This window comes from Nonomuraea sp. NPDC001636, from assembly GCF_040298265.1.
In the GTDB taxonomy this organism is placed as follows: Bacteria; Actinomycetota; Actinomycetes; order Streptosporangiales; family Streptosporangiaceae; genus Nonomuraea.
In genome coordinates this window covers 41,359-64,444 of the sequence record NZ_JBEOZT010000042.1, presented here as the reverse complement: position 1 = coordinate 64,444, position 23,086 = coordinate 41,359, and the positions used below count along the sequence as shown (strand labels likewise).

Below are 23,086 nucleotides of genomic sequence, written 5' to 3'. Positions count from 1 at the left end.
GAAGATCACCCGTTCTACTGGATCTCCGTTCTCATGTCCCAGGTTCGGCCGAACACCTTGACTCGACCGCCAGCCGTCTTAACTTCCCGGCATTGCGGTTAGCCCGCCAGTTCGCGCTTGAGCGTCTTGCCGATCGGCCCGCGCGGCAGCGACTTCGCGACCACGTACCGCGCCGGCCGCTCGGCCGGGTCCAGCCGGTCGGCGGCGAAGGCGCGCAGCTCGTCTTCGGGCACGGGCGAGCGCAGCACGACGGCCGCCGTGACGCCCTGCGGCCCCTGGACCGCGGCCGCCTCGACCACCTCGGGATGCCAGTGCAGGGCGTGCTCGACCCGCAGCGAGGAGATCCGGCGCCCGCCGGCGGTGATGACGTCGGCGGCCCGGTCGAAGAAGCGCAGCCGGCCCTCCCCGTCCAGCTCGCCCAGGTCGCCCATGTGGGTCCAGCCGTCGCGGAAGGTGCGCTCGTCGGCGGCGGCGTCGTTCAGGTAGCGGCGGCGGGGAGCGGCCGAGCGCAGGCAGATCTCGCCCGCGTCGGTGGCCTTCACCTCGGTGCCCGCGCTCGGCAGGCCCAGCAGGCCCTCGTCGGCCTCCGTGGGCGGCGTCTCCACCGGGCGGTGCACGAAGGCGGGGGCCGACTCCGTCGAGCCGTAGCCGATGACGATCCGCACGCCCGGCAGCGCCTGCATGAGCCGGGCCACCGTGGCCATCGGCACCGGCGCCGAGCCCAGCATGAGCGCCCGCAGGCCGGACAGGTCGTACCGCTCGTGCCACCCGTACGCCACCATCCGGGTCGCGGTGGACGGCGGGACGATCGCCATCGGCACCCGCAGCTTCTCCAGCATGCGGGCCACGTTCTCCGGCCCGAGGTCGGTCAGCACGTGCGTGGTCGCCGGGGCGGTCATCGCCGTCATCAGCGCGCTGTGCCCGGCGTTCGTGCCCAGCGGGACGGCGGCCAGCACCCCGTCCACGCCGGTGAACAGCTTCCCGCGGCCCTCGTGGCCGTAGGTGAGGTTCGCGACGGGGACCGCCACGGCCTTGGGGCGGCCGGTCGTGCCCGAGGTGTAGAGGATCTCGGCGACGTCGTCGTCCCGGGCGCCCGCCGCGTCGCCCAGGGGGCCGGGCAGCACCTGGCCCACCCCGCACTCGCCCATGCGGGCGCGAGCCTCAGCCTCCGGCAGCGCGGGCGGCAGCCCGAGCACGGTGCCGCCGGCCAGGTGCACGGCGACCGCGGCGACCGCGTGCCCGATCCAGTCGTCGTGCCGCAGCGCCGTCCGGACCGGGGCCAGCCGGGCGGCCAGCTCCTCCGACCGGGCGGTCCAGTCGGCCACCCGCAGCTCGCGCTCGCCGTCCACGACGAGTGCCACATGATCGCCCGGACGGGCGCTGACCAGTTCTGCCGGGTTCGTCGTCATGCGGCCGATGGTAGGAAGCCGGGCGCTCCCCGGATGCTCAGTGTTGAGCAGACCCGAGGGGCGCCTTCGTGTGGGCTGGAGTCGGCATGGGTCCGCGAAGAAGTGGGACGGCTGCCAAGAACAAGGGAGGCGATGACATGAACCAAACCGGTTCGAGTACGCGCGGCCAGCTGTTCGCCACCATCGGCGCACTCCTGGCCCTGGCGCTGGCGTCGATCGACGTCTCGGTGGTGGGGGCGGCGATGCCCCGGATCGCCGCCGACCTGCACGGCCTGTCGCTGTACGCGTGGGTGGGGGTCTCCTACGCCGTCGCGGCGGCCGTCGTCGTGCCGATCGCCGGGAAGCTCGGCGACATGTTCGGCCGCAAACCGGTGCTGCTCGTCGGCCTGGCGGGCTTCCTGGTGGCGTCGTGGCTGTGCGGCGCGGCCCAGACGATGCCCCAGCTCGTCGGCGCGCGAGGGCTGGCGGGGCTGTTCGGCGGCGTGCTGATGGCCAACGTCTTCACGCTGCTCGCCGACGTCTACACGCCCGAGCGCCGCACCCAGATGCAGGGCGTCTTCTTCGGCTTCTCCGGCCTCAGCATGGTGATCGGGCCGCCGCTCGGCGGGTTCATCACCGACAACTGGAGCTGGCGCTGGGTCTTCTACGTCAACGTGCCCATCGGGCTGCTCGCGATCGCCGCCGTGCTGATCGGCGTCCCGTTCGTGCGCAGCGGCGCGAGCTGGCGCGACATCGACTTCGCCGGCGTCGTCACGCTCGTGGCCGGGCTCGTCCCGATCCTGATCGGGCTCACGCTCACCGGCGACCGGCACGCCTGGACCTCGCCCGAGGTGCTGGCGCTGCTGATCGGCGGCGCCGTGCTGCTGGTGGCGTTCTACTTCGTCGAGACGCGGGTGGCCAAGAACCCGCTGGTGCCGTTCGCGCTGTTCCGCAGCAACCAGGTGTCCGTCATGGCCGTCATGGCCTTCTTCTCCGCGTTCGCCATGATGGGCACGGCCTTCTACGTGCCGCTGCTCTACCAGGGCGTGCTCGGCGTGAGCGCGACCCACTCCGGCACGCTGCTGATCCCGATGATGCTCGGCCTGATGCTCATGGCCCCGATCGCCGGCAAGGCGATGACGGCCATGCCGCGCTACCGGCTGCTCGGCGTGTTCGCCATGGCCGCCATCGTCGCCGGGCTGCTGATCCTGTCGGCCGTCGGGCCGGACAGCGGCCAGGGCCTGCCGATCGTCGCCATGGTGCTCATCGGCGTCGGCATCGGCATCGCGTTCCCGATGGCGACGGCCGTCACGCAGAGCGCGATCCCGATGGAGCAGGTGGGCGTCGGCACCAGCCAGATCCAGTTCTGGCGGATGATCGCCGGGCCGGTCTCGCTGGCGATCCTCGGCTCGATCATGTCGTCCCGGCTCGGCGTCGCCGGTCAGGGCGGCGAGGGCGTCGCGCCGGCGGTGCTCGCCGACGCGCTGGGCGACCTGTTCCTGGCCTGCGCGATCGCGGTCGGCATCGGCCTGGTGGCCAGCCTCTTCCTGAAGGAGGTCCCGCTGCGCGACATGTCGATGGGCAGGTCGAAGGCGGGCAAGGCCGACCAGAAGGCCGCGCCCAACCAGGGGCGTGCCGCCAGGGCGTGACCCCGGAGCACCGGGTGGCGGGGCCGTGCGCGGCCCCGCCATCGCCGTGTCCGCCCGCCGTGTCCGCCCGCAGTGTCCGCCCGCACGGCCTGCTCACAGTTGAGCAGACGGACGCGAGCGCGCGGGCGAGGCTGCCGGCATGGACTCCTACCCCATCCCCAGGACGTGCCCGCTGGATCCGCCGTCCGAATACCGGGACCTGCAGGCGGGGCGGCCCATCACGCGCGTCCGGCTGGACTTCGACGGGAGCGAGGTCTGGCTGGTGACGCGGTACGAGGACGCCCGCGCTGTGCTCGGCGACGCCCGGTTCAGCTCCGACTTCGCCACCCCCGGCTTCCCGGCCCGGCTCACCTCGCAGCCGCCGGGGCCGGGCACCTTCATCAGGATGGACCCGCCCGACCACTCGCGGCTGCGCCGCCTGCTGCTGCCGGAGTTCAACCGCAGGCGGGTCGAGGCGCTGCGCCCGGCCATCCGGCGCATCACCGAGGGGCTGGTCGACGAGATGGCCACCCAGGGCCCGCCGGCCGACCTGGTCCAGACGCTGGCCCTGCCGCTGCCCTCCCAGGTCATCACCGAACTGCTCGGGGTGCCGTACGAGGACCGCGACTACTTCCACGAGACCACCAAGGTCATCGGCGACCGCAACGTGGAGCCCGAGCAGCGCATGAAGGTCCGCGAGGACCTGCGCCACTACCTGGAGCGGCTGGTCGCCGAGCGCGAGCAGCGGCCCGCCGACGACCTGCTCAGCCGGCTCGGCGCCCACCGGGAGGCGGCCAAGGTCAGCCGGGAGGAGGTCGTCGGCATCGCCACGCTGCTGATGGTGGCCGGCTACGAGACCATCGCCAACCAGATCGGCGTGGGCACCGTGGCGCTGCTGGAGAACCCCGACCGCCTGGCCGAGCTGCGCGAACGTCCCGAGGCGCTGCCCGCGGCCATCGAGGAGATCATCCGCCACCAGACCGTCATCGACTACGGCGCCCGCCGCGCGGCCACCGCCGACGTCGAGGTCGGCGGCAGGCTGATCAGGAAGGGCGAGGGCGTGGTCGTCGTGCTGGCCGCGGCCAACCGCGACGAGGAGGTGTGGGCCGACCCCGACCGGCTGGACTTCGGCCGCTTCGGCGACCTCGCCGAGCGGCAGGAGCACCTGTCCTTCGGCTTCGGCATCCACCAGTGCATGGGCCAGCTCCTGGCCCGCGCCCAGCTGGAGATCGCCTGGTCCACGCTGTTCGCCCGGCTCCCGGGGCTGCGCCTCGCGGTGCCGCTGGAGGAGGTGCCCTTCCGCTCCGACATGTTCGTGTACGGCGTGCACGCCCTCCCGGTGACCTGGGGATGAACCGCGACCCGCGGGACCGGGTCCGCGCGCTCTTCGACCCCGGGACCGTCCGGCCCCTGCCCGGTGACGACGACGGCGACGACGGCTGCGGCGTGCTCGCCGCCCGCGGCTGCATCGGCGGCGGACCGGCCGTCGCCTACGCCACCGACCCCGGCAGGATGGGCGGCGCGATGGGCGCCGAGGGCTGCGCCCGCATCGTCCGGGCCATCGACCTCGGCGTCCGGGAGCGGGCGCCCGTCGTCGGCCTCTGGCACTCCGGCGGCGCCCGGCTGGGCGAGGGCGTCACCGCGCTCGACGGCGTCGGCCAGGTGTTCGCCGCGATGGTCCGGGCCTCCGGCGCCGTCCCGCAGATCTCCGTCGTGCTCGGCCCGGCCGCCGGCGGCGCGGCCTACGGCCCGGCGCTCACCGACGTGGTGATCATGAGCGAGAGCGGGCGCGTCTTCGTCACCGGCCCGGACGTCGTCCGCAAGGTCACCGGCGAGGACGTCGACATGGAACGGCTCGGCGGCCCCGACCCGCACAGCAGGCGCAGCGGCCTGGCCCACCTCACCGCCCCGGACGAGGCGGACGCCCTCGCCGCCGCCCGCCGGATCACCACCCTGCTCGGCGGCCAGGGCGAGCTGCGCCCCTGGGAGGCCCGCGACGACCCCGAGCTCGGCGGCCTGCTGCCCGAACGCGCCAGGCGCGCCTACGACGTGCACCCGATCGTCGCCCGGCTGCTCGACGGCCCCGGCGAGGAGCTGCACCCGAGGTGGGCGCCCAACCTCGTCACCACGCTCGGCCGGCTGACCGGCAGGACCGTCGGCGTCATCGCCAACAACCCGCTGCGCAAGGGGGGCTGCCTCGACGCGGCGGCGGCCGAGAAGGCCGCCCGGTTCGTCCGCATGTGCGACTCGCTCGGCGTGCCGCTCGTCGTGCTCGTGGACGTGCCCGGCTACCTGCCCGGCGTCCGGCAGGAGTGGGACGGCGTGGTCCGGCGCGGCGCCAAGCTGCTGCACGCCTTCGCCGAGGCCGTCGTGCCCCGGGTGACGCTCGTGCTGCGCAAGTCCTACGGCGGCGCGTACGTCGCCATGAACTCCCGCGCCCTGGGCGCCTCCGCGGTCTACGCCTGGCCCACCGCCGAGGTGGCCGTCATGGGCGCCGAGGCCGCCGTGGACATCCTGCACCGCAGGAAGCTGCGCGACGGCCCGCGGGACGGGCGCGAGGAGCTGCGCCGCCGGCTCGTCGCCGAGCACGAACGCGAGGCCGGCGGCGTCGGCAAGGCCGTGGAGATCGGCGTCGTGGACGAGGTGATCGAGCCCGCCGGCACCCGGCGGCGGCTGGCCGAGGCCCTGCTCAAGGCCGTGCCGCTGCGCGGCGACCACACCAACATCCCGCTGTGAAGCCCCTGCTCACTATTGAGCAGGCAGCACGGCGGGCCCTCATTAGCGTGACGAACAAGCCGACAGACGGAGTGGAACGATGACCAACCCGAATCCCGTCATCCCGCCGGCCGAGCAGCAGACCTCGGTGCCCGCGGCGGATCTGATCAACTCGGCCACGGCCGGCGTGATCGTCGAGCGGACCGCCCAGGTCAGGAACGGCTCCCACGCCAAGGGGCGCAAGTTCGCCCGCATGATGGCCGAGATGGTGACCGCCAAGCAGGTGGGCGTCGCCAGCGTCTTCGTGTACGAGGAGACGTTCGGGACCAAGGACCGGCTGCACTGGCTGATCCACCTCAGCTCGCTGCACGCCTACGAGCAGATGGTGCACATGGGCACCTCCGACGACGAGTACCGCGACAACACCGCCGACAGCGGCTGGGACGAGATCTTCGTCGACGGCAGCATGACCGAGACCGTGCTGCTGCCCCAGTTCTGGGGCATGTACGGGACCGCGGTCGACGGCGAGCGCGAGAAGCAGTCCACGGTCTACCTGCAGCAGGGCGAGATCACCGGGCTGCCCGGCGCCCGCGAGCAGGTGCCGCAGCCCTACGAGCAGCTCGTCCACTCGGGCAACTGCGGCCTGCTGCTGCACCGGACCGCCCAGCTCGACTACGACTTCCGGTCCGAGGGGCGCACGTTCGCCCGCGAGGCCGCCGAGTCCATCAACGAGAACCTGCCCGGCGAGGCGACCGTCTTCGTCTACGAGGAGGCCTTCGGCGCGGCCGACCGCATCCACTGGCTGATCCACATGAAGTCGCTGAGCACCTACTACAAGGTCCTGGCGCTGCACGTGAAGGACGAGAAGGTGCGGGACCTGTACTTCCAGCAGCGCATCGCGCCCGAGCGCGGCGGCGGCACCTGGGCCAGGATGTTCGTGCCTGGCAGCATGCACGACACCGGCCTCACCCCGCACCACTGGGGGATGTACGCGACATGACCGGCCGCTGCCTGCACGAGATCTTCGCCGAGCGCGCCGCGAAGGCCCCCGACCGGATCGCCGTGACCTGCGGCGCCGAGGAGATCACCTACGGAGACCTGGACGCCCGCGCCGACCGGCTGGCCTGCCTGCTCCAGGCCGCCGGGACCGGCCCCGGCGTGCTCGTGGGGCTGTGCGCGGACCGCGGCATCGACCTGGTGGCCGGGCTGCTCGCGATACTCAAGGCGGGCGGCGCGTACGTGCCGATCGACCCCGGCTACCCGGCGGGGCGGATCGCGTACCTGCTGGAGGACAGCGGGGTCCGGACGGTCGTCACGACGTCCGGGGTGGCCGGCCGGCTCGGCGGCGTCCTGCCCGGCGAGGTCGTGCTCGCCGACGCCGAGCCGCCCGAGGGACGCCCCGCGGCCACGGCCCGCGACGAGGACCTGGCCTACGTCATCTACACCTCGGGCTCGACCGGCGCGCCCAAGGGGGTGCTGGTCGAGCACCGCAACGTCGTGCGCCTGCTGGAGCGGACCGAGCAGTGGTTCGGCTTCGGCGACGACGACGTCTGGACGCTCTTCCACTCCGTCAGCTTCGACTTCTCGGTGTGGGAGCTCTGGGGCGCGCTGCTGTACGGCGGCCGGCTGGTGATCGTCCCGGCGGACGTGGCCAGGTCGCCCGAGTCGCTGCGCCGGCTGCTGGTGGCGGAGGGCGTCACCGTGCTGAACCAGACGCCCTCGGCGTTCCGGCACCTGGTGGCGGCCGACGCCCGGCAGGAGGAGCCGTCGCCGTACCGGCTGCGCCGGATCGTCCTCGGCGGCGAGCGGCTGGACGTCGAGCTGCTGGCCCCCTGGATCGACCGCTACGGCGACGAGCACCCGCAGCTCGTCAACATGTACGGCATCACCGAGACCACCGTCCACGTGACCTACCGCCGCGTCCGCGCGGCCGACCTCGGCCACCCCGAGCTGAGCCCGATCGGCGTGCCCATCCCGGACCTGCGCCTCGACGTGCTCGACGAGCACGGACGCCCGGCGACCACGGGGAACCTGCACGTCTCGGGCCCCGGGCTCGCCCGCGGCTACCTCGACCGGCCCGAGCTGACCGCCGAACGGTTCAGGGTCACGCCGGACGGCCGCCGCTACGACTCCGGCGACGTCGTCACCCGCCTGCCCGGCGGCGAGTACGCCTACCTCGGGCGGTCCGACGACCAGATCAAGGTCCGCGGGTTCCGCCTGGAGCCCAGGGAGATCGAGCTGTGCCTGCTCGGCCATCCGGGGGTCGCCCACGCGGTGGTGGCCCACCGCGACTACGGCGAGGGCGACGTCCGGCTGCTGGCCTTCGTCGTGCCGGACGGCGATCCGCGGCCGGACCTGATCGACCAGCTCACCGAGCGCGCCGCGAGCCGGCTGCCGGCGCACGCCCGCCCGTCCACCTACCACATCGTGTCGGAGATCCCCATGACGCCGCAGGGAAAGGCGGACCGCGCCGCTCTGGCCAGGTCCGCGCAGGCATCGTCGGCCGCCAAGGTCGTGCAGCGCATCGCCGAGGACGTGCTCGAACGCGACGAGGTGCCACCCCGGGTGGACCTGTTCGACCTGGGCGCGACCTCGCTGGCGATGACCCGCATCATCGCCCAGGTGAACGAGCGTTTCGGGCTGGAGCTGACGGGACGCGAGCTGGAGGAGGAGGCGTCGGTCGCCGCCCTGGCCTCCTGCGTCGAGGAACGACTGACCGTGAGGGGATAGACCATGCACGAGACCACCGTCCGGGGCGAGTACTCGATGACCCCCGAGGAGCTGAAGAGCTTCCACACCCAGGGCTACTTCGGCCCGTTCAAGGTCTACGAGATCGACGAGATGCGCCGGAACTGGCGGCGCGAGCGCATGCGTCTCATGGACCGCAGCAACGCCGTCTACCGCGACGACGCCGCCGCCTCCGGCAACACCAACATCTCCAACTACGACCGGCACCTGGACTCGGCCTTCCTGGCCGACCACATCAGCCGGCCGCAGATCGTGGACCGCGTGGTCAGCGTGCTCGGCCCGGACGTGCTCTGCTGGCGCACCGAGTTCTTCCCCAAGTACCCCGGGGACGAGGGCACCGACTGGCACCAGGCCGACACCTTCGCCAACGCCTCCGGCAAGCCGCAGATCGTCTGGCCGCAGGCGGAGGAGTTCGGCGGCACCATCACCGTCTGGACCGCCTTCACCGAGGCGAACGAGGACACCGGGTGCCTGCAGTTCATCCCCGGCACCCACGAGACGATGTTCTACGACGAGACCAAGCGCATGCACTACGACCCCAACAAGATCAACCAGGAGGACAAGGACGGCGTCCGGCGCGGCTTCTTCGGCTACGACTACCGCGACCTGCAGATCGACCCCGACTGGAAGCCCGACGAGTCCCAGGCCGTCTCCATGGTGATGCGGCCGGGTGAGGCCATCCTGTTCTGGTCGACGCTCATGCACGCCTCGCTGCCGCACCGGGGCCTGACCGACGAGATGCGCCTGGGGTTCGCCGCCCGGTATGTCCCGACCAAGGTGGACGTCTACCCGGACACCGACGAGATCGAGGAGTACGGCGGCCGGGTCAGCCTGGACCGGTACGGCGCCGTCCTGGTCGCCGGGCAGAACACCAACCCGCACAACCGGATCGCCACGGCCACCACCACCGGGCACCCCTTCACCACCCGATGAGCCCCGCCGTGACCTCCCGAAGCCCACGGCGCGCGGCGACCCGGTCGCCCGCCCGCCACCCGACCCCTGCCCGCCACCCGACCCCTGCCCGCCCCCGGCGCGCGGCGACCCGCGTGCCTTCCGACGATCCACGGAATGCGGTGATCATCTCGTGGCCGCCGAACTGAGACGTCTGACCCGGGCCGTGCAGGACGCGCGGCCGCTGGTGGACGTCCTGCGGCATCCGGTGCGCCTGGCCGGCCCGCCCGGCCTCGCCTCCCTCCTGGGCCGTGTGACCCGACGGCTGGGCGCACCGGACTTCGCCCTGGCCGACCACGACTCGCTCGACACCTTCGAACGCCTGGTCAGCGACCATCTCGCGCTCCGCGACGGCATGGGCGAGGACCTGCCGCCGGCCGTCGTCGACGAGGTCGTGGACGGCGCGGCGCGGGACGGCTTCGAAGGGTTGTGCACGCGCGAGGAGGTCGTGCCGGCGGACGGCGGCCCGCCGCTGCCCGCCTACGCGGCCGGCGACCCGCAGGCCCCGGCCGTCGTGATCGTGGCTGCCTGCGGCATGCCGGCCCGCCTGTGCGAGCAGTGGATGCGGTTCCTGTCCCGCACCCATCGCGTCCTCACCTGGGAGACCCGCGCGTTGTTCGGGCCGGACCCCTCGGCGGGGCCGCCGGACGCGGGGGTGCCGGCGCAGGCCGGCGACCTCTTCGCGGTCATGGACCATTTCGGCGTCCGGCAGGCGCACCTGATGTGCCTGTGCGGCGGAGCCGTCATCGGCCTGGCCGCCGCGCACCTCGATCCCGGCCGCGTCGGTTCGCTCAGCCTGTGGCACGGCGACTTCGCCGCCGTGAAGGGCGCCGACCGGACCCACCACCAGCAGAACCTGGTGGGGCTCATGGAGATGGCCGCGGCCGGTCCCGACCGGGCCGCCGCCATCCATCCCGTGCTCTGCCAGACGATGCTCTCCTCGGTGCCGCCCGACCTGGCGCACCTGGTGGTCTACCCGTACGCGACGCCCGAGCTGCTGCACCGCTACTGCCGCCTGAACGGCGAGATCATGACGACGAACGTGAGTCCCTGGCTGGCCGGGATCGACCGGCCCGTCCTGGTGGTCTCCAGTCACGACGACGAGACCGCCCACCCGGCGGGGTCGAAGGCGGTGGCGGCGGCGCTGCCGGACGCCGTCCTGCATCTGCGGGCGCACGGCGACCACATATCGCTGTTCAAAGGTGACCCGGAGTTGATGGATATGGCCCGGGACTTTATCGACGCCGCAGCGGCCCGATAACAGCCGAAATCCGCTTCCAGTCAATTCTCCGGACATATCAGAGAATTATGGGGCGACTTGTTAATCAGTCGATTGATGGGTAGGGGCAACAATGCCATGAAATGAACTCCGAGGGGCGGGGTAAATGAAGTCATCGGACGCTGCGCAACTGAGAGCCGGGCTCCGCTCCTTCATCTCCCGGGAAACGTCGGGCGCCTGCTCGATCCGGGTGCCGAAGCGCGCCAACATCTACAACTGCGGCCAGCGCGACAGCAACATCTACGTGATCGAGAGCGGCCAGGTCAAGACCCAGATGTACGCGCGCTGCGGCAAGGAATGCCTGCTCTCGATCTTCACCGCCGGTGACATCTTCGGTGAGTCCTCCCTGCTCGGGGCCGAGCGCAGCGAGACGGCCACCGCCATGCGGACCACCTGGGTCCGCCGCATCCCGGCCGCCCGCTTCCGCGCCGCCATGGCCGAGAACGAACTCATGGACGGATTCATCGACTATCTCGCGCTACGCCTGCGGGAACAGCAGGAAGTGATCGCGACAATGGTCACGATGGACAGCGAGCAGCGCCTGGCCTCCGTTCTCCTGCGCTTATCCAGAAAGATCGGTAAGCGCCGTGCCCCGAATGTGCGGGCCATCGAGGAACGCATCACCCAGGAAGAACTCTCCGGCATGGTCGGCACCACCCGCTCGCGCGTCGGATTCTTCCTCAAACGATTCAAGGACGCCGGCCTGGTCCTGCCCACCTCCGACCCGTTCCTGGTCGTGGACGAAGAGCGCCTGGCCGAGTACGTCGACGAGGTCAACTGACGGTCGGCGAGGTCGGCTGACGGCCGGCGAGCCGCCCCCGGCCCGGTCCGCGCGCGGCGGGCCGGGCCGGGCGGCGTTCAGCAGGAGATCAGCTCGAACGGCACCGCCGGACGGCCGCCGAACCGCTGCCCCGCGGCGTTCACGAACCCCTCCAGCGGCACCCGGGCCCCGCCCGGCGGCACCCCCAGCGCCGACAGGTACGCCGCGTGCGCCTCGACCGAGGCCAGCGCCGCGTCCAGGTGCCCGGTCACGTCCACCGCGTGCGTCGGCCGGACGGAACCGGCGATCGCCACGTACTTGACGCCGCCCCACGGCTCGGCCCCCGCGTCGGGCAGGATCCAGCGGTTGCCCGCGTCGAGGACCGCGTCCAGCACGGCCCGGCCGGTGACGCGGTGGTCGGGGCTGTTCCACTTGCCGGTGAAGGTGAAGTCGTGGTGGTTGAAGGTGATCACCAGCTCGGGCCGGTGCCGGCGCAGCGCCGCCACCAGGTCGTGCCGGAGCCGGGGGGAGTGCTCGATCCCGCCGTCGGGATGGTCGAGGAACTCCACCGACGAGACGCCGACGATGGCGGCGCTCGCCCGCTGCTCCTCCTCCCGCACCTTGCGCGCCTGGTCCGGCGGCATCGAGTCGATGCCCGCCTCGCCGCGGGTGAGCAGGAGGTAGCCGACCTGCTTGCCGGCCCCGGTCCAGGCGGCCACGGCGCCGGCGCTGCCGAACTCCATGTCGTCGGGGTGGGCCACGACGGCCAGTGCTCTCGTCCAGTCATCGGGCATGGGCTGTAAGTCGTCCGTCATGTCGTTTCCCCTGACATGACGGAAGATCGCTAAACCTGATCGTCCGGCCCGTAGCGGCGGGCGATGTCCTGAGAGGAGGGCCAGTGGCTGTAGGCCGGTGAGCGCGGCCAGCCGTCGGGGGAGTCCTGCCACTCCTCCTGCCGCCCGTACGGCAGCAGGTCGATCAGCGCGAAGGTGTGCGTGAGCTGCTCGGTGCCGCGGCCGTCGGTGTGCCAGGTGCGGTACACCGCCTCGCCATCGCGCAGGAACACGTTCACGGCGAAGCCCGCGCCGGGCGGCGCGCCGACGTCGGCCCCGAACGGGCTGCCGGCCGTCGAGTACCAGGGCATCCGGTTGCCGACCCGCCGCCGGTAGGCCAGGGCCTCCTCGATCGGGCCCTGGGTGACGACGACGAACCGCGCGTCGTAGTCGTCCAGGAACTCCAGGCGGGTGAACTGCGCGGTGAATCCCGTGCACCCCGGGCACTGCCACTTCTTGCCGGGGAACCACATGTGGTTGTAGACGATCAGCTGCCGCCTGCCTTCGAAGACGTCCGCCAGCCGGACCGGCCCGTCCTCGCCCTCCAGGACGTAGTCGGGCATCCGCACCATCGGCAGGCGACGGCGCTGGGCGGCGATGGCGTCGAGCTCACGGGTGGCGGCCTTCTCCCTGGCCCGCAGCTCGTCGAGCCGGAGCCGCCAGGTCTCGGCGTCGACGACGGGCGGTAGTGCGTTCGCGCTCATGGTCCCTCACTGATCGGTCGCGGCCTGCGATGCACAGGGACAGACCCGCCGCGGTCGCGAAACTCATCGGCGGGCCCCGCATCCGGCCGAACCCGTCCGCACGGATTCCTGAGCACGTCCGGGCGGTAGCCTTCTACCTCGGGTAGAACCCGGGAGGGGGCGCGGATGCAACTCGGCAATCTCGAACGGTCGGTCATGGAAGCCCTGTGGCGGCATCCTCAGGGCATGTTCGCCCACGACCTCGCGGCCGGCCTGCCCTCCCGGCCCGCCGTCACGACGGTGCTGACCGTGCTGATGCGCCTGGCGAACAAGGGCATGGTCGCCCGCGAGCGCGTCGGCCGGGCCCACCTCTACAAGGCCACCGCGGGCAAGGACGCCTTCGTCGCCGAGGCCATGCGCGCGGCGCTGGCGGAGGCCGGCGACATGGCGGCGGCCGTGCAGCGGTTCGTCGGCACGGTGACCCCCGAGGTGGCCGCGGCGCTGCGCGAGGCGCTGGAGGAGCAGGACGGACCGGCGCGGTGATCGCCTGGTTCCTCTCACGCCCACCGTCGACGGCTGGCCCCGCGCCCTACCGGCCGGGCTCGTCGCCGCCGGGCCGCACGTGCCCGGTGTGCCCGCCGCCCGCCTCGGCCGCGTAGCGCAGCAGGTGGCGGGCGGACGCCTCCAGATCGGCGGCGGCGGTCACGCACGCCGCCAGATGGGCGGTCACCGCCGAGCGCAACCAGGCGGGCGTCCCGTCGCCCGCCTTCAGCCCCGCCTCGACGGCGCGCAGCCGCTCGGCGCAGGCGGCGAGGGCGCGGGCGTCCGCGCGCAGGACTTCGGCGTGCGCGACGATCGCGGCGATCCAGGCGGACATGGCTCCTCCGTCAGCCCGTCGGCACCGGGACGGCGGCGTCCCGGAGCGTCCGGCGGGTGGTGGCCGACAGGCACAGCAGCGGGCGGGCACCGTCGAGGCCCAGCTCGCGCAGCCGGCCGGCCAGCGGGTGGGCCGAGCGCGGCTCGACGGCCAGCCGCAACGACGGCGCCGCGTGCAGCCGGGCCCGCCCGCGGGCGCGTACGTGGGACCGCAGCACCGCGCCGGCCTCCCGGGCGTAGCCGACCAGGCCGGGATCGTTCAGCGGCAGGCCGGGCCCGAGCCGCCCGCGCAGGGTGAGGACCCGGTCGGCGGCGAGCTGCGCGGACCGCGCGCCGAGCCGCAGCTCCAGAGCCGTCAGGTACGTCTCGCCGCCCCACAGCCGCGCGCCCAGGGCCTGGACGGCCGCGCTGTCGACCGCGGAGCCGACGAGGAAGGCTCCGCAGCGGCGCACGTCTGCGGCCCGCAGCAGGTCGGGAGGACGGAGGCGCCACCCCGGCGGGCCGGACCCCGGCGACCGGAACGGCCCCGGCACGACGACGCCGACCTGCAACTCGGCGTAGTCGCCCACGCCGGTGCGCCGGTTCCGGGCGGCGTGCACGACGACCAGCGCCCGCCCCGCCACCCGTACGACGGGACCGAGCCCCGTGCCCTCCAGCAGCCCCGCCACCGCCGCCGGGCTGACGGCGAAGCAGGCCGTGAGCGCCTCGCCGTCGAGGCACCTGATCGGCAGCTCGACGCCCCCCGCGGGCCCGTCGACCGGCACGGCACGGAAGGGCGACCGCTCCGGCGCGGGCGGACGGTCGAACAGCAGGTACGCCTGGGAGCGCACGACCCGCCCCCGGTACGGGGCGAGCCGCCGCTCGATGACGTCGCGGGCCTCGGGCAGGTCGTCGGTGAGGTTGGCGAGGTAGCGCTCGATGCTGTGGCACTGCGGGAACATGTGGGTGGAATCGCTGTAGTCCACCACGTACCAGTCGGGGTGCAGGTCGAAGCAGGTGCCGGCGCCCTGCCCGTCGAGGGTGGGGATGATGTCGTGCTGGTTGGTGACGCTGGCCACCCAGGTGCGCGGGTCGGCGGGGCGCTTGAAGTCGACGGGCGAGCCGACGGCGACGGCGTGCGTGACCGTGTGCCGGGCGCAGAAGGCGGGGTCCTGGGCCAGGTTCATGATCGCCGCCCCGCCCGCGCTGTGCCCGACGAGCGCCAGTTCGGCGCCCGGCGGCGGCCCGTAGTCGGCGACGGCGAGGGCCAGGGCGCGGCTGTAGGGGCTGGCCGCCAGGACGGCGCTGCTGAACGCGCCGAGCAGATCCTGGGGCGACTCGCCGTCGGGACGCCCGAGGCGCATACCCGGCGCGTGCAGGACGTGCCGGATCACGCCGTCCGGCCCCTCGACGCTCTGGAGGAGGGCCCGCCCGGTGGTGCCGATCGTGCTGATGTTGGACAGGAAGCCGAGCAGCGACCCGCGCGCGCACAGCCGGGCCGACTCGGCCGCGCTCAGCTCGACCCGGCGCGCGGCGCCGTCCCCGACGTCGAGGACGGCGATCGCCCTGTTGCTCAGCCCGAGGAGCGGATCGGCGGTGGCGAAGCCTCTTCCGGTCGCGATGAGCCAGGCGGCGGCGTCGTTGAGCGGGTTCTCGTCCAGCAGCGCGCGCAGCGCCAGGACCTCGCCGAAGACCGGGGCGAGCTGGCTCAGCGCGCGCACCGCGCCACGGTCCTTGAGCAGGGCGCGCAGGGCCCGGACGGCCTCCACGTCGCGGTCGGCGGCGGCCGCCTCGATGAGCCGGGCGAGCATGGGGTCCTCGGTCAGCTCGGGATGGGCGACCGCCACCGCCGCCACGCGCAACCGCAACGACGTGGCCAGCACCCGTACGGCCAGGCTCTCGGCCCCCAGCATCGCGCCGGCCTTGGCGGCCGCGGTCGCCAGCCGGCCCCCGGCGAACGAGTAACCGAGGCCGCGGCCGTTCGTCGTGGCCCGCAGCAGCGCGCGGTAGGCGGGCCGGGCCGCCGAGGGGGCACGCGGCACGGCGCGCAGCAGCGCGTCGTCGGTCAGCGCGGCCGTGGCGTGCGACGCCGCGCCGTGGATGGTGACCGCGACGTCCACCAGCTCCCGGGCCAGGGCGCGCAGGGGCCCGGCGGCCGGATCGTCGTCGCCGGTCACGGCCGGGCCCGCCGGGACATGCTGACGAAACGGGGGGCCGGGTCCTCGGGCGTGTTGCGGCGCAGCACGTCCGAGAGCGTGCGCGTGGCCGCGATGACCCGCAGGCCCTGGGGGGAGAACGTGGCGGCGTTGAAGATCCGCGGCGCCAGCAGCGGGTTGGTGAGCGCCTGGGAGAAGGCGTCGATGGCGATGATCTTGGTCAGCAGCGGCGGCAGGATCGCGTCGGGGGAGCCGGGCTCCTCGGCGAACAGCCCGACGTACAGGTCGACGTCGTCGACGTCGCGGTAGAGGTCGCGCAGCGCGCCGCTGACCCGCCGGTCGCCGGTGATCTGCTCGAAGGCGCGCACCCGGGGGAAGCGGCAGTGCTCGCGGTAGCCGTTGTACGGGGCCAGGCCGAGCACCCGGGAGTCGGCGAGGCTGGCCACGTCGATCTCGCGCAGCACCGGGTCGGTGTTGAACAGGCCGATGCGCCCGGCGCGCTGGCGGGAGGCGTCCTCGAACAGCCGCCCGAGGCCGGGCCCGGGGAGCAGCGAGCCGGCGAAGAACGTCTCGGCCATCGGCAGCTCCCGCCCGGCCACCGACAGGCGGGACGGCACCAGGCTGTGCCAGCGGTAGACGAGGTTGAACTCCACGGAGGCCCAGTTCTGCCGGTGCCAGGCCGCGCGGTCGAGCCGCGTGGACAGCCACGGGTCGAGGGCGAACCGGAAGTGGTAGGGGGTGATGTGGTTGATGTACTCCTCGACCACCAGTTTGATCAGCAGCACGATGAGGACGTTGCGGGCGGTCTGGAACAGCCGTTCGTCGTCCCAGCGCGGATTCTCCCGGGCCAGCAGCCGCGCCACCCTGTTGTGCTCGCGCAGGAACAGCACCGTGAGCATGGTGAAGCCGATCTGGCCGTTGCCCCGGTCGCTGCCGGTGGCGAACAGCGTGTCGCGCCGGGCGTCGGAGAGCTGGTCGAAGCGGATGACGCGCAGCGGGGCGAACTCCGGCTTGATCTTGCCGTTCGCGCACAGGTAGGGCGGGAACTCGCCGCCGCCGAGCGACTGGCTCTTGAGCAGCCCGCCGTCGAAGGCGCGCAGCGCGGCCGTCGCCGCCTCGTCGAGGCCGTACACCTGGTTGAGGTCGATGTGGTGGTTGGAGCTGTTCTTGCGCGGGTCGCGCGGGACGTTGACGTCGCCGCGCAGGAAGCCGTCGGTGAACCACTGGGCGAAGTACGCGAAGAGCACCGTGGACCGCGGGCACGGGATCATGGACTCGCCGCGGGCGAACAGGTCGGCCGCCCGCTCCGGCGTGGGCAGCCGATCGTCGGGGACGGCGACCGGAGGCAGGTGCCTGCCGCTGTAGGTGCGGTCGGTCAGGGAGGCCCACGAGGTGTAGTCGGCCATGGTGCTCAGCGGCTCGGGGCGCGGCGGCATCTCGCGGATCGCGTGGTCGATCAGCGAGGCGTTGATTCGGCGCCGCACCGGGCGGCTGCTCTGTAGCAGGTCCCAGAGGGGCCGGCCGTGGGTCAGGGCCAGGAACCTGAGCCGGTTGGACAGGCCGTCCGTGGCGATGCTGCGTGCTCGGCTCGCCATCGTCAGCCTTCCCGCGCGCCGGTGCCGAGCCCGAGCGCGAAGGCGTCGGGGAAGATCCCGAGTGACCGCTCCACCCGGCCCTCCGGCGGCGGCAGCAGCCGCACGCCCGGACGCAGCAGCAGCCGGCGCACGGTCTCGGCGATCACCACTTCGGCCACGTGCACGCCGAGGCAGGCGTGATGGCCCGAGCCGAAGAACAGCCGATGGTGACGGGGACGGTCGAGGCGGAACTCGCCGGGCTCCGGCACCACGGCCGCGTCGAACATGGCCGAGGCCGGCGCCGCGAGCACGAACGTGCCCGCCGGGATCACCGTGCTGCGCGGCGTGCCGGCGGCCAGCACGTGGTCGCGCTCGCACAGCCGGGGAAGCAGCTTGAAGAACGGGCTGAACCGCAGCGCCTCCCAGACGTACGGGTCGAACCGCTCGGGATCGCCGGCGACGGCCGCCGCCTCGGCCAGCACCCGCGGGCGCAGCAGGAGCTGCTCGACCGCCTCGGCCATGGCCCCCGGCGCGCTCTCCACGAAGCCCAGCGGCAGCCCGGCCATGTTGATCACGATGCGGTCGTCGGAGACGGCGGGCAGGGACGCCCGGACCAGGCGGGCGAAGACGTCGTCGGGCAGGTCGCGGCCGGCCCGCAGCGTGGCCCGGTGCTCGGCGAGCAGGTCACGCAGGTACCCGACCAGCTCGGCGCCCGCCTGGACGGACGCCGCCCGGAGCTGCGGGTCGCCGAGGAAGTTGGCGAAGCCGTCGGCGACGATGGCCCGCGTCCAGTGACCCAGGGTCCGCGGGCCGGGGCCGGGAACGCCGAAATACCGCGCGCACACGCCGAGGGCGACCGGGCGGAACAGCCCTTCGACCGCCTCCAGGCGCCCGCCCGGCTCGGCGGCGTCGAGCAGCTCGTCGGCCAGGCGGCCGGTCAGCTCGCGCACGCCGGCCGCGTCCTCCGGGGCGAGCATGAGCTGCATCAGGCCCTTCTCCCGCCAGTTCATCGGCGTGGCGTCCCGGCCCAGCATGAACGGGGCGCCCAGCGCGGCGTCGAGGCGGGGAGCGAAGGCGCGTACGGAGAAGACCTGCTCGTGGGCGAGCACCTCGGTCACGTCGGCGAAGCGGGTCACGACCGTGAAGGCGGGGGTGACGAAGACCGGACGCCGCTCGCGCAGCTCGGCGAACAGGCTCCGCCAGTCGGTCCGCAGCCACTCCCGGACCAGGCCGAACGCCGCTATCGGGTCTTTGGCCAGCGCCTGGTCGTACCTGTCCAGATAGCCGCCCGTGGTCGCCTGATCGACAGCACCCATTCCGTGGACCTTCCGCCTGATATCGGAGCGCACAAGGATGATCACTTTGCGCAATCACAATCTAGGGAGGCGTCACACCCTTTCTTCATGACAAGCGAGTGCATTGTTTTGGTGCCTCACGGTAACTACTCCGTCACTGTCCGGACATTGCCGCAGTCCATGGGCCTGGTCATTGAATAAGGAGCCTGATCGACCTGTACCGCTCATGGGAGGAAACGTGACGTCACCCCTGCCGCAGCCGGGCACGGCGGAGACGGTGACGGTCACCACCGGCCGCCGCACCGCCTACCTGGTCGTCCTGGTCGTCCTGCCCGTGCTGCTGCTGGCCCTCGCGGTGCCGGCGGCCTGGGGCTGGGGCATCGGCCCGCGCGACCTGGCCATCGCGGTCGTGATGTACCTGGTGAGCATCTTCGGCATCGCCATCGGCTACCACCGCCTGTTCACCCACCGCGCCTTCAGGGCCAACCGGGCGCTGCGGATCGCGCTCATGCTGGCCGGCGGCATGGCCGTCGAAGGCCCCCTCACCCTGTGGGCCGCCGAGCACCGCCGCCACCACAAGTACGCCGACCGCGAGGGCGACCCGCACTCGCCGTGGCGCTACGGCGACAGCGGCCCGGCCCTGCTGCGCGGCATGCTGCACGCCCACATCGGCTGGTTCTACACGGCCCGCCGGCGCTCCAGCCGCCGCCACTGGGTGCCCGACCTGCTGGCCGACGCGGACGTGCGCCGCTTCGACGCCGCCTACCCGGCGGTCGTGCTGCTGTCGTTCGCGCTTCCGGCCGCCGCCGGCGGGCTCTGGTCGATGTCGTGGGCGGGCGCGTGGAGCGGGCTCCTGTGGGGCGGCCTGGTCCGCTACGCCGTCGTGCACCACGTCACCTGGTCGGTGAACTCGATCGCCCACACCTTCGGCGACCGCCCGTTCCGCACCAGGGACCGGTCGTCCAACGTGTGGTGGGTGGCGCTGCTGACGCTCGGCGAGGGCTGGCACAACTGGCACCACGTCGACCCCACCTGCGCCCGGCACGGCGTGCTCAAGGGCCAGCTCGACCCCAGCGCGCGGCTGATCCGCTGGTTCGAGCGGGCGGGCTGGGCCCACGCCGTGCGCTGGCCGGCCCCCGACCGCCTCACGTCCCGCCGCGCCGAGCGCGTCCCCGACTCCTCACGCTGACACGAGGGCCGGGATACCGCCACGCGCCACCCCCTTGTGGGACGATGGGGTCAGTCAGGTCGCTTCAGCCTTCCTCCCACGAGCACCACGTCGGAGAGGACGGTCATGGAGATCACGCCGCAGGCGGTCGTCATCCCGAAGGAGACCGGCCACCTGGAGCAGGGCAAGTACGGCCCCGTCTTCCCGCGCAGCCCCGCCTGTTACGGCTTCACCGTCATCGCCCGGGTCAAGCCCGGCCGGGCCGACGCCATCCGCGGCTACGGCGACACGCTCGCCGAGGCGCTGCGGGACGACCCCGGCCTGCTGGCCCCCCTGAAACTGCACTACCTGCGCTGGGTGCTGTTCGACGACGACACCCGCTTCATGTACCAGGGGATCTTCGACACCGACTTCGACAAGTACACCGAGGACGCCATCGCGCTGTTCGCCAGGGCGGGGGTGAACACGGTCTTCGAGAACCTCGAAGGTTTCCCCGAGGACTGGAAGACCAACCCCGAGGCGTTCGTCCGGTTCGTCCGCGAGCATCACTGCCCCAGCTTCATCGAGTACGGCGAGTACCCGTACGTCACCGCCGACGAGATCAAGAAGGCTCTGCGGATCAAGAGCGCTCTGTCGGACATGCTCGACCAGCTGCAGTGACGGCCCCGGACGGCGCAGGAGATCAGATGAGTGAGCCGAAGACGGCGCGCACCTACAACCAGGACCACGTGCCGCGCCCGTACGCCGCCGGCCGGCGGCGGGTGAGCATCTACGTCGCGTGGAGCTATCCGGCCGAGGCGGGCCGGGACGTCACCGGGCTGGACAACCGGTTCTCCACGATGACCGAGGTCCGCCGCGTCCAGTGGCCGGCCTACGAGGACCCGCAGTGGTCCGACCCGCTGCGCTTCCAGCAGGGCATCGCGGGCGGCCTGGAACTGTTCTTCTGGGGCTGGCTGCCCTTCCAGCGGTTCGTCCGCGAGGCCACCGGGTACCCGGTGCCGGTGTACCAGCGCGTCGACCAGGCCGGCTTCCACACCCCGCTGGACGAGCGGGTGCTGGCCGACACCGACACCCTGTTCGTGTGGGGGCTGGACCACATGATCACGGGGCAGGAGGCCACGGCCGCCGAGATCGAGGCGGTGCGCGACTTCCTCACCCGCGAGGGGACCTGCCTGGCCCTCGGGCCGCACCATGACGTCGGCGCGACCGGCGACCTGGCCGTACGCGACGTCGAGTACCACCATCACGGCGACGCGCTCGTGCCCCGCCAGCAGCGGTTCGGCCGGTACACCCGGTCACTGATGGCGGGCCTGGGGGTGCCGGTGGAGAACCGGTACGGGCTGCGTCCCGCGGTGATGGGAACGGGGCAGAACGCCCCGCTGACCATCGCCAGGGACCTGGACACCAGGGGATGGCTGGAAGGGGTGTCCCACTTCAACTTCCACATGCACCTGCCCCACTACGCCGTGACCACCGACGACCCGGACGCCGTCCGGGTGCTGGGCCGGCAGCCGATCGACCTGACCCGGCCGACGCACCCGTTCGTCGAGGCCGGGAACACCGAATTCAACATGTTCCTGTGGCTGCCCCCGCGCGGCGACCGGGCCGGGGACGTGATCCTCGCCGACTCCACCATCTTCAGCTCGCTGTTCGGCGTGGACGAGAGCCTGCGCGCGTTCTGGAACAACCTGGTCAGAGCCACGTGAGCGACGTCCGGTGACCGAACACACTCCGGCCACGCTCGACCTGGAGGACATCCAGCGCGGGGTGCTCAGCGCGCGGCCGACCCCGTACGCGGCGACGTACCTGCTGTTCCGCATCGACGACCGCGCGCACGGCCGGGAGCTGATGCGGCGGATCAGCGCCGTGGTCACCTCCGCCGCCGACCCGGTGAGCCCGCTGGGGGAGACGTGGGTCAGCGTCGCGCTCACCTACCAGGGGCTGAAGGCCCTCGGCGTGCCCCGGCAGTCGCTGGACACGTTCGCGTGGGAGTTCCGGCAGGGCATGGCCGCCCGCGCCGCCGCCCTGGGGGACACCGGGGACAGCGGGCCCGACCGCTGGGAGCGCCCGCTCGGCACACCGGACGTCCACGTGGTGCTGACGGCGCTCGCGCCCGACAACGCGCGCCTGCAGGCCGCGATCGAACGCGCCCGCCCCGCCTACGACGCACTTCCGGGCGTGACGGCCGTCTGGCGGCAGAACTGCCACGCCCTGCCCACCGAGACCGAGCCCTTCGGCTACCGCGACGGCGTCAGCCATCCCGCCGTCGAGGGCAGCGGCATCGCCGGGTCCAACCCGCTGGAGACGCCGCTCAAGGCGGGGGAGTTCGTGCTCGGCCACCCCGACGAGCTGGGCGGCGTCCAGGCCCCCCAGCCCGACGAGCTGGGGCGCAACGGCACCTACGTGGCCATCCGCAAGCTGCACCAGCGGGTCGCGCTGTTCCGGCGCTACCTCAGGGACAACGCCACCGGCCCCCAGGACGAGGAGCTGCTGGCCGCGAAGATCATGGGTCGCTGGCGCAGCGGCGCGCCGCTGGCGCTCAGCCCGCTGCACGACGACCCCGCCCTCGGCGCCGACGCCGCCCGCCGCAACGCCTTCCTGTACCGGCAGGACGACCCCGCCGGCTTCACCACGCCCGGCGGCTGCCACATCCGGCGGGCCAACCCCCGGGACGCGGCGGTGGCCGGCGTCCCGAGGCTGCACCGCATGATCAGGCGCGGCACCGTCTACGGGCCGCCGCTGCCCGACGGCGTCCTGGACGACGACGGCGCCGACCGGGGGCTGATGTTCGCCTTCGTCGGAGCCCATCTCGGGCGGCAGTTCGAGTTCGTGCAGACCGAATGGCTGAACGACGGCGTCTTCTTCGGCGGGGGCCCGGCCAGGGATCCCGTGACCGGCTCCGCCGACGGCTCCGGCGACTTCATCGTCCCCCGGCGTCCCGTGCGGCGGCGCCTGGAGTCCCTGCCCCGGTTCGTCGTCACGCGCGGCGGCGAGTACGGCTTCATGCCGAGCCTGACCGCCCTGCGCTGGCTCGGCGACCTGGCCGGCTGACG

Annotated in this window: 20 protein-coding genes; 13 read left to right on the top strand and 7 right to left on the bottom strand. The window is 72.9% G+C overall.

What is annotated here, in order from left to right; translation table 11 throughout:
- Positions 1–98: 98 nt before the first annotated feature.
- Entirely contained in the window at positions 99–1,409 is a 1,311-nt protein-coding gene (locus tag ABT158_RS46485) for a class I adenylate-forming enzyme family protein (RefSeq protein ID WP_352365079.1), read from the bottom strand.
- A gap of 137 nt (positions 1,410–1,546) precedes the next feature.
- Here ABT158_RS46485 and ABT158_RS46480 point away from each other — a divergent pair, with 137 nt between their 5' ends.
- The 8 genes from ABT158_RS46480 (at position 1,547) to ABT158_RS46445 (ending at position 11,490) form a co-directional block, all read left to right on the top strand.
- Positions 1,547–3,037, top strand: coding sequence for an MFS transporter (locus ABT158_RS46480; RefSeq protein WP_352365077.1), 1,491 nt, complete (start codon positions 1,547–1,549; stop codon positions 3,035–3,037).
- Positions 3,038–3,176: 139 nt separating this feature from the next.
- Positions 3,177–4,370, top strand: coding sequence for a cytochrome P450 (locus tag ABT158_RS46475; protein WP_352365075.1), 1,194 nt, complete (start codon positions 3,177–3,179; stop codon positions 4,368–4,370).
- Positions 4,367–5,752, top strand: a complete 1,386-nt coding sequence (locus ABT158_RS46470) for an acyl-CoA carboxylase subunit beta (protein WP_352365073.1) — start codon at positions 4,367–4,369, stop codon at positions 5,750–5,752. The genes ABT158_RS46475 and ABT158_RS46470 overlap by 4 nt, the downstream gene beginning before the upstream one ends.
- A gap of 79 nt (positions 5,753–5,831) precedes the next feature.
- On the top strand, positions 5,832–6,731 hold the full coding sequence (locus ABT158_RS46465) for a DUF6039 family protein (protein WP_352365071.1): 900 nt from the start codon (positions 5,832–5,834) through the stop codon (positions 6,729–6,731).
- Positions 6,728–8,461: an amino acid adenylation domain-containing protein gene (locus ABT158_RS46460; RefSeq protein ID WP_352365069.1), complete on the top strand. Its 1,734-nt coding sequence runs from the start codon at positions 6,728–6,730 to the stop codon at positions 8,459–8,461. Before ABT158_RS46465 ends, ABT158_RS46460 begins: the two co-directional genes overlap by 4 nt.
- Before the next feature lie 3 nt (positions 8,462–8,464).
- Positions 8,465–9,412 carry a chlorinating enzyme gene (locus ABT158_RS46455; protein ID WP_352365067.1) on the top strand — a complete coding sequence of 316 codons (948 nt, stop codon included), beginning with the start codon at positions 8,465–8,467 and terminating at the stop codon, positions 9,410–9,412.
- A 151-nt stretch (positions 9,413–9,563) separates the two neighbouring features.
- Positions 9,564–10,691 carry an alpha/beta fold hydrolase gene (locus ABT158_RS46450; protein WP_352365065.1) on the top strand — a complete coding sequence of 376 codons (1,128 nt, stop codon included), beginning with the start codon at positions 9,564–9,566 and terminating at the stop codon, positions 10,689–10,691.
- Positions 10,692–10,815: 124 nt separating this feature from the next.
- A complete protein-coding gene (locus ABT158_RS46445; RefSeq protein WP_352365063.1) occupies positions 10,816–11,490 on the top strand; it encodes a Crp/Fnr family transcriptional regulator in 675 nt (224 codons plus the stop codon).
- Between the two features lie 77 nt (positions 11,491–11,567).
- On the opposite strand, the gene ABT158_RS46440 is transcribed toward ABT158_RS46445, so the two are convergent.
- Positions 11,568–12,284: a PIG-L deacetylase family protein gene (locus tag ABT158_RS46440; protein ID WP_352365061.1), complete on the bottom strand. Its 717-nt coding sequence runs from the start codon at positions 12,282–12,284 to the stop codon at positions 11,568–11,570.
- 29 nt (positions 12,285–12,313) lie between these two features.
- Positions 12,314–13,006, bottom strand: coding sequence for a DUF899 domain-containing protein (locus ABT158_RS46435; RefSeq protein ID WP_352365059.1), 693 nt, complete (start codon positions 13,004–13,006; stop codon positions 12,314–12,316).
- A 165-nt stretch (positions 13,007–13,171) separates the two neighbouring features.
- Here ABT158_RS46435 and ABT158_RS46430 point away from each other — a divergent pair, with 165 nt between their 5' ends.
- The gene (locus tag ABT158_RS46430; RefSeq protein ID WP_352365057.1) at positions 13,172–13,528 is read left to right on the top strand and encodes a BlaI/MecI/CopY family transcriptional regulator; all 357 of its coding nucleotides are present in this window, start codon (positions 13,172–13,174) and stop codon (positions 13,526–13,528) included.
- A 46-nt stretch (positions 13,529–13,574) separates the two neighbouring features.
- Here ABT158_RS46430 and ABT158_RS46425 read toward each other — a convergent pair whose 3' ends face one another.
- From ABT158_RS46425 to ABT158_RS46410, 4 genes are read right to left on the bottom strand one after another with little or no spacing between them, the layout of a single operon-like run.
- Positions 13,575–13,862, bottom strand: coding sequence for a hypothetical protein (locus ABT158_RS46425; protein WP_352365055.1), 288 nt, complete (start codon positions 13,860–13,862; stop codon positions 13,575–13,577).
- Positions 13,863–13,872: 10 nt separating this feature from the next.
- The gene (locus ABT158_RS46420; protein ID WP_352365053.1) at positions 13,873–16,017 is read right to left on the bottom strand and encodes a thioesterase domain-containing protein; all 2,145 of its coding nucleotides are present in this window, start codon (positions 16,015–16,017) and stop codon (positions 13,873–13,875) included.
- Positions 16,014–17,591: a peroxidase family protein gene (locus ABT158_RS46415; RefSeq protein WP_352365051.1), complete on the bottom strand. Its 1,578-nt coding sequence runs from the start codon at positions 17,589–17,591 to the stop codon at positions 16,014–16,016. Before ABT158_RS46415 ends, ABT158_RS46420 begins: the two co-directional genes overlap by 4 nt.
- 2 nt (positions 17,592–17,593) lie before the next feature.
- Positions 17,594–18,886: a cytochrome P450 gene (locus tag ABT158_RS46410; RefSeq protein ID WP_352365049.1), complete on the bottom strand. Its 1,293-nt coding sequence runs from the start codon at positions 18,884–18,886 to the stop codon at positions 17,594–17,596.
- 217 nt (positions 18,887–19,103) lie between these two features.
- Between ABT158_RS46410 and ABT158_RS46405 the strand changes: the two genes are divergently transcribed.
- From ABT158_RS46405 to ABT158_RS46390, 4 genes are all read left to right on the top strand, one after another.
- Positions 19,104–20,054, top strand: coding sequence for an acyl-CoA desaturase (locus ABT158_RS46405; protein ID WP_352365047.1), 951 nt, complete (start codon positions 19,104–19,106; stop codon positions 20,052–20,054).
- 105 nt (positions 20,055–20,159) lie between these two features.
- Complete coding sequence (locus tag ABT158_RS46400; protein ID WP_352365045.1) at positions 20,160–20,693, top strand: hypothetical protein; 534 nt, start codon at positions 20,160–20,162, stop codon at positions 20,691–20,693.
- Positions 20,694–20,719: 26 nt separating this feature from the next.
- Positions 20,720–21,739 (top strand): hypothetical protein, encoded by a 1,020-nt coding sequence (locus ABT158_RS46395; protein ID WP_352365044.1) that lies wholly within the window; start codon positions 20,720–20,722, stop codon positions 21,737–21,739.
- A gap of 10 nt (positions 21,740–21,749) precedes the next feature.
- Positions 21,750–23,084, top strand: a complete 1,335-nt coding sequence (locus tag ABT158_RS46390; RefSeq protein ID WP_352365042.1) for a Dyp-type peroxidase — start codon at positions 21,750–21,752, stop codon at positions 23,082–23,084.
- Positions 23,085–23,086: the final 2 nt, after the last annotated feature.

Coding starts and splice junctions, on each gene's coding strand:
- ABT158_RS46395 (WP_352365044.1), top strand. CDS start 20,720: ATGAGTGAGCCGAAGACGGCGCGCACCTACAACCAGGACCACGTGCCG.
- ABT158_RS46470 (WP_352365073.1), top strand. CDS start 4,367: ATGAACCGCGACCCGCGGGACCGGGTCCGCGCGCTCTTCGACCCCGGG.
- ABT158_RS46400 (WP_352365045.1), top strand. CDS start 20,160: ATGGAGATCACGCCGCAGGCGGTCGTCATCCCGAAGGAGACCGGCCAC.
- ABT158_RS46465 (WP_352365071.1), top strand. CDS start 5,832: ATGACCAACCCGAATCCCGTCATCCCGCCGGCCGAGCAGCAGACCTCG.
- ABT158_RS46425 (WP_352365055.1), bottom strand. CDS start 13,862: ATGTCCGCCTGGATCGCCGCGATCGTCGCGCACGCCGAAGTCCTGCGC.
- ABT158_RS46460 (WP_352365069.1), top strand. CDS start 6,728: ATGACCGGCCGCTGCCTGCACGAGATCTTCGCCGAGCGCGCCGCGAAG.
- ABT158_RS46475 (WP_352365075.1), top strand. CDS start 3,177: ATGGACTCCTACCCCATCCCCAGGACGTGCCCGCTGGATCCGCCGTCC.
- ABT158_RS46435 (WP_352365059.1), bottom strand. CDS start 13,006: ATGAGCGCGAACGCACTACCGCCCGTCGTCGACGCCGAGACCTGGCGG.
- ABT158_RS46480 (WP_352365077.1), top strand. CDS start 1,547: ATGAACCAAACCGGTTCGAGTACGCGCGGCCAGCTGTTCGCCACCATC.
- ABT158_RS46445 (WP_352365063.1), top strand. CDS start 10,816: ATGAAGTCATCGGACGCTGCGCAACTGAGAGCCGGGCTCCGCTCCTTC.
- ABT158_RS46455 (WP_352365067.1), top strand. CDS start 8,465: ATGCACGAGACCACCGTCCGGGGCGAGTACTCGATGACCCCCGAGGAG.
- ABT158_RS46485 (WP_352365079.1), bottom strand. CDS start 1,409: ATGACGACGAACCCGGCAGAACTGGTCAGCGCCCGTCCGGGCGATCAT.
- ABT158_RS46430 (WP_352365057.1), top strand. CDS start 13,172: ATGCAACTCGGCAATCTCGAACGGTCGGTCATGGAAGCCCTGTGGCGG.
- ABT158_RS46440 (WP_352365061.1), bottom strand. CDS start 12,284: ATGACGGACGACTTACAGCCCATGCCCGATGACTGGACGAGAGCACTG.
- ABT158_RS46415 (WP_352365051.1), bottom strand. CDS start 17,591: ATGGCGAGCCGAGCACGCAGCATCGCCACGGACGGCCTGTCCAACCGG.
- ABT158_RS46410 (WP_352365049.1), bottom strand. CDS start 18,886: ATGGGTGCTGTCGATCAGGCGACCACGGGCGGCTATCTGGACAGGTAC.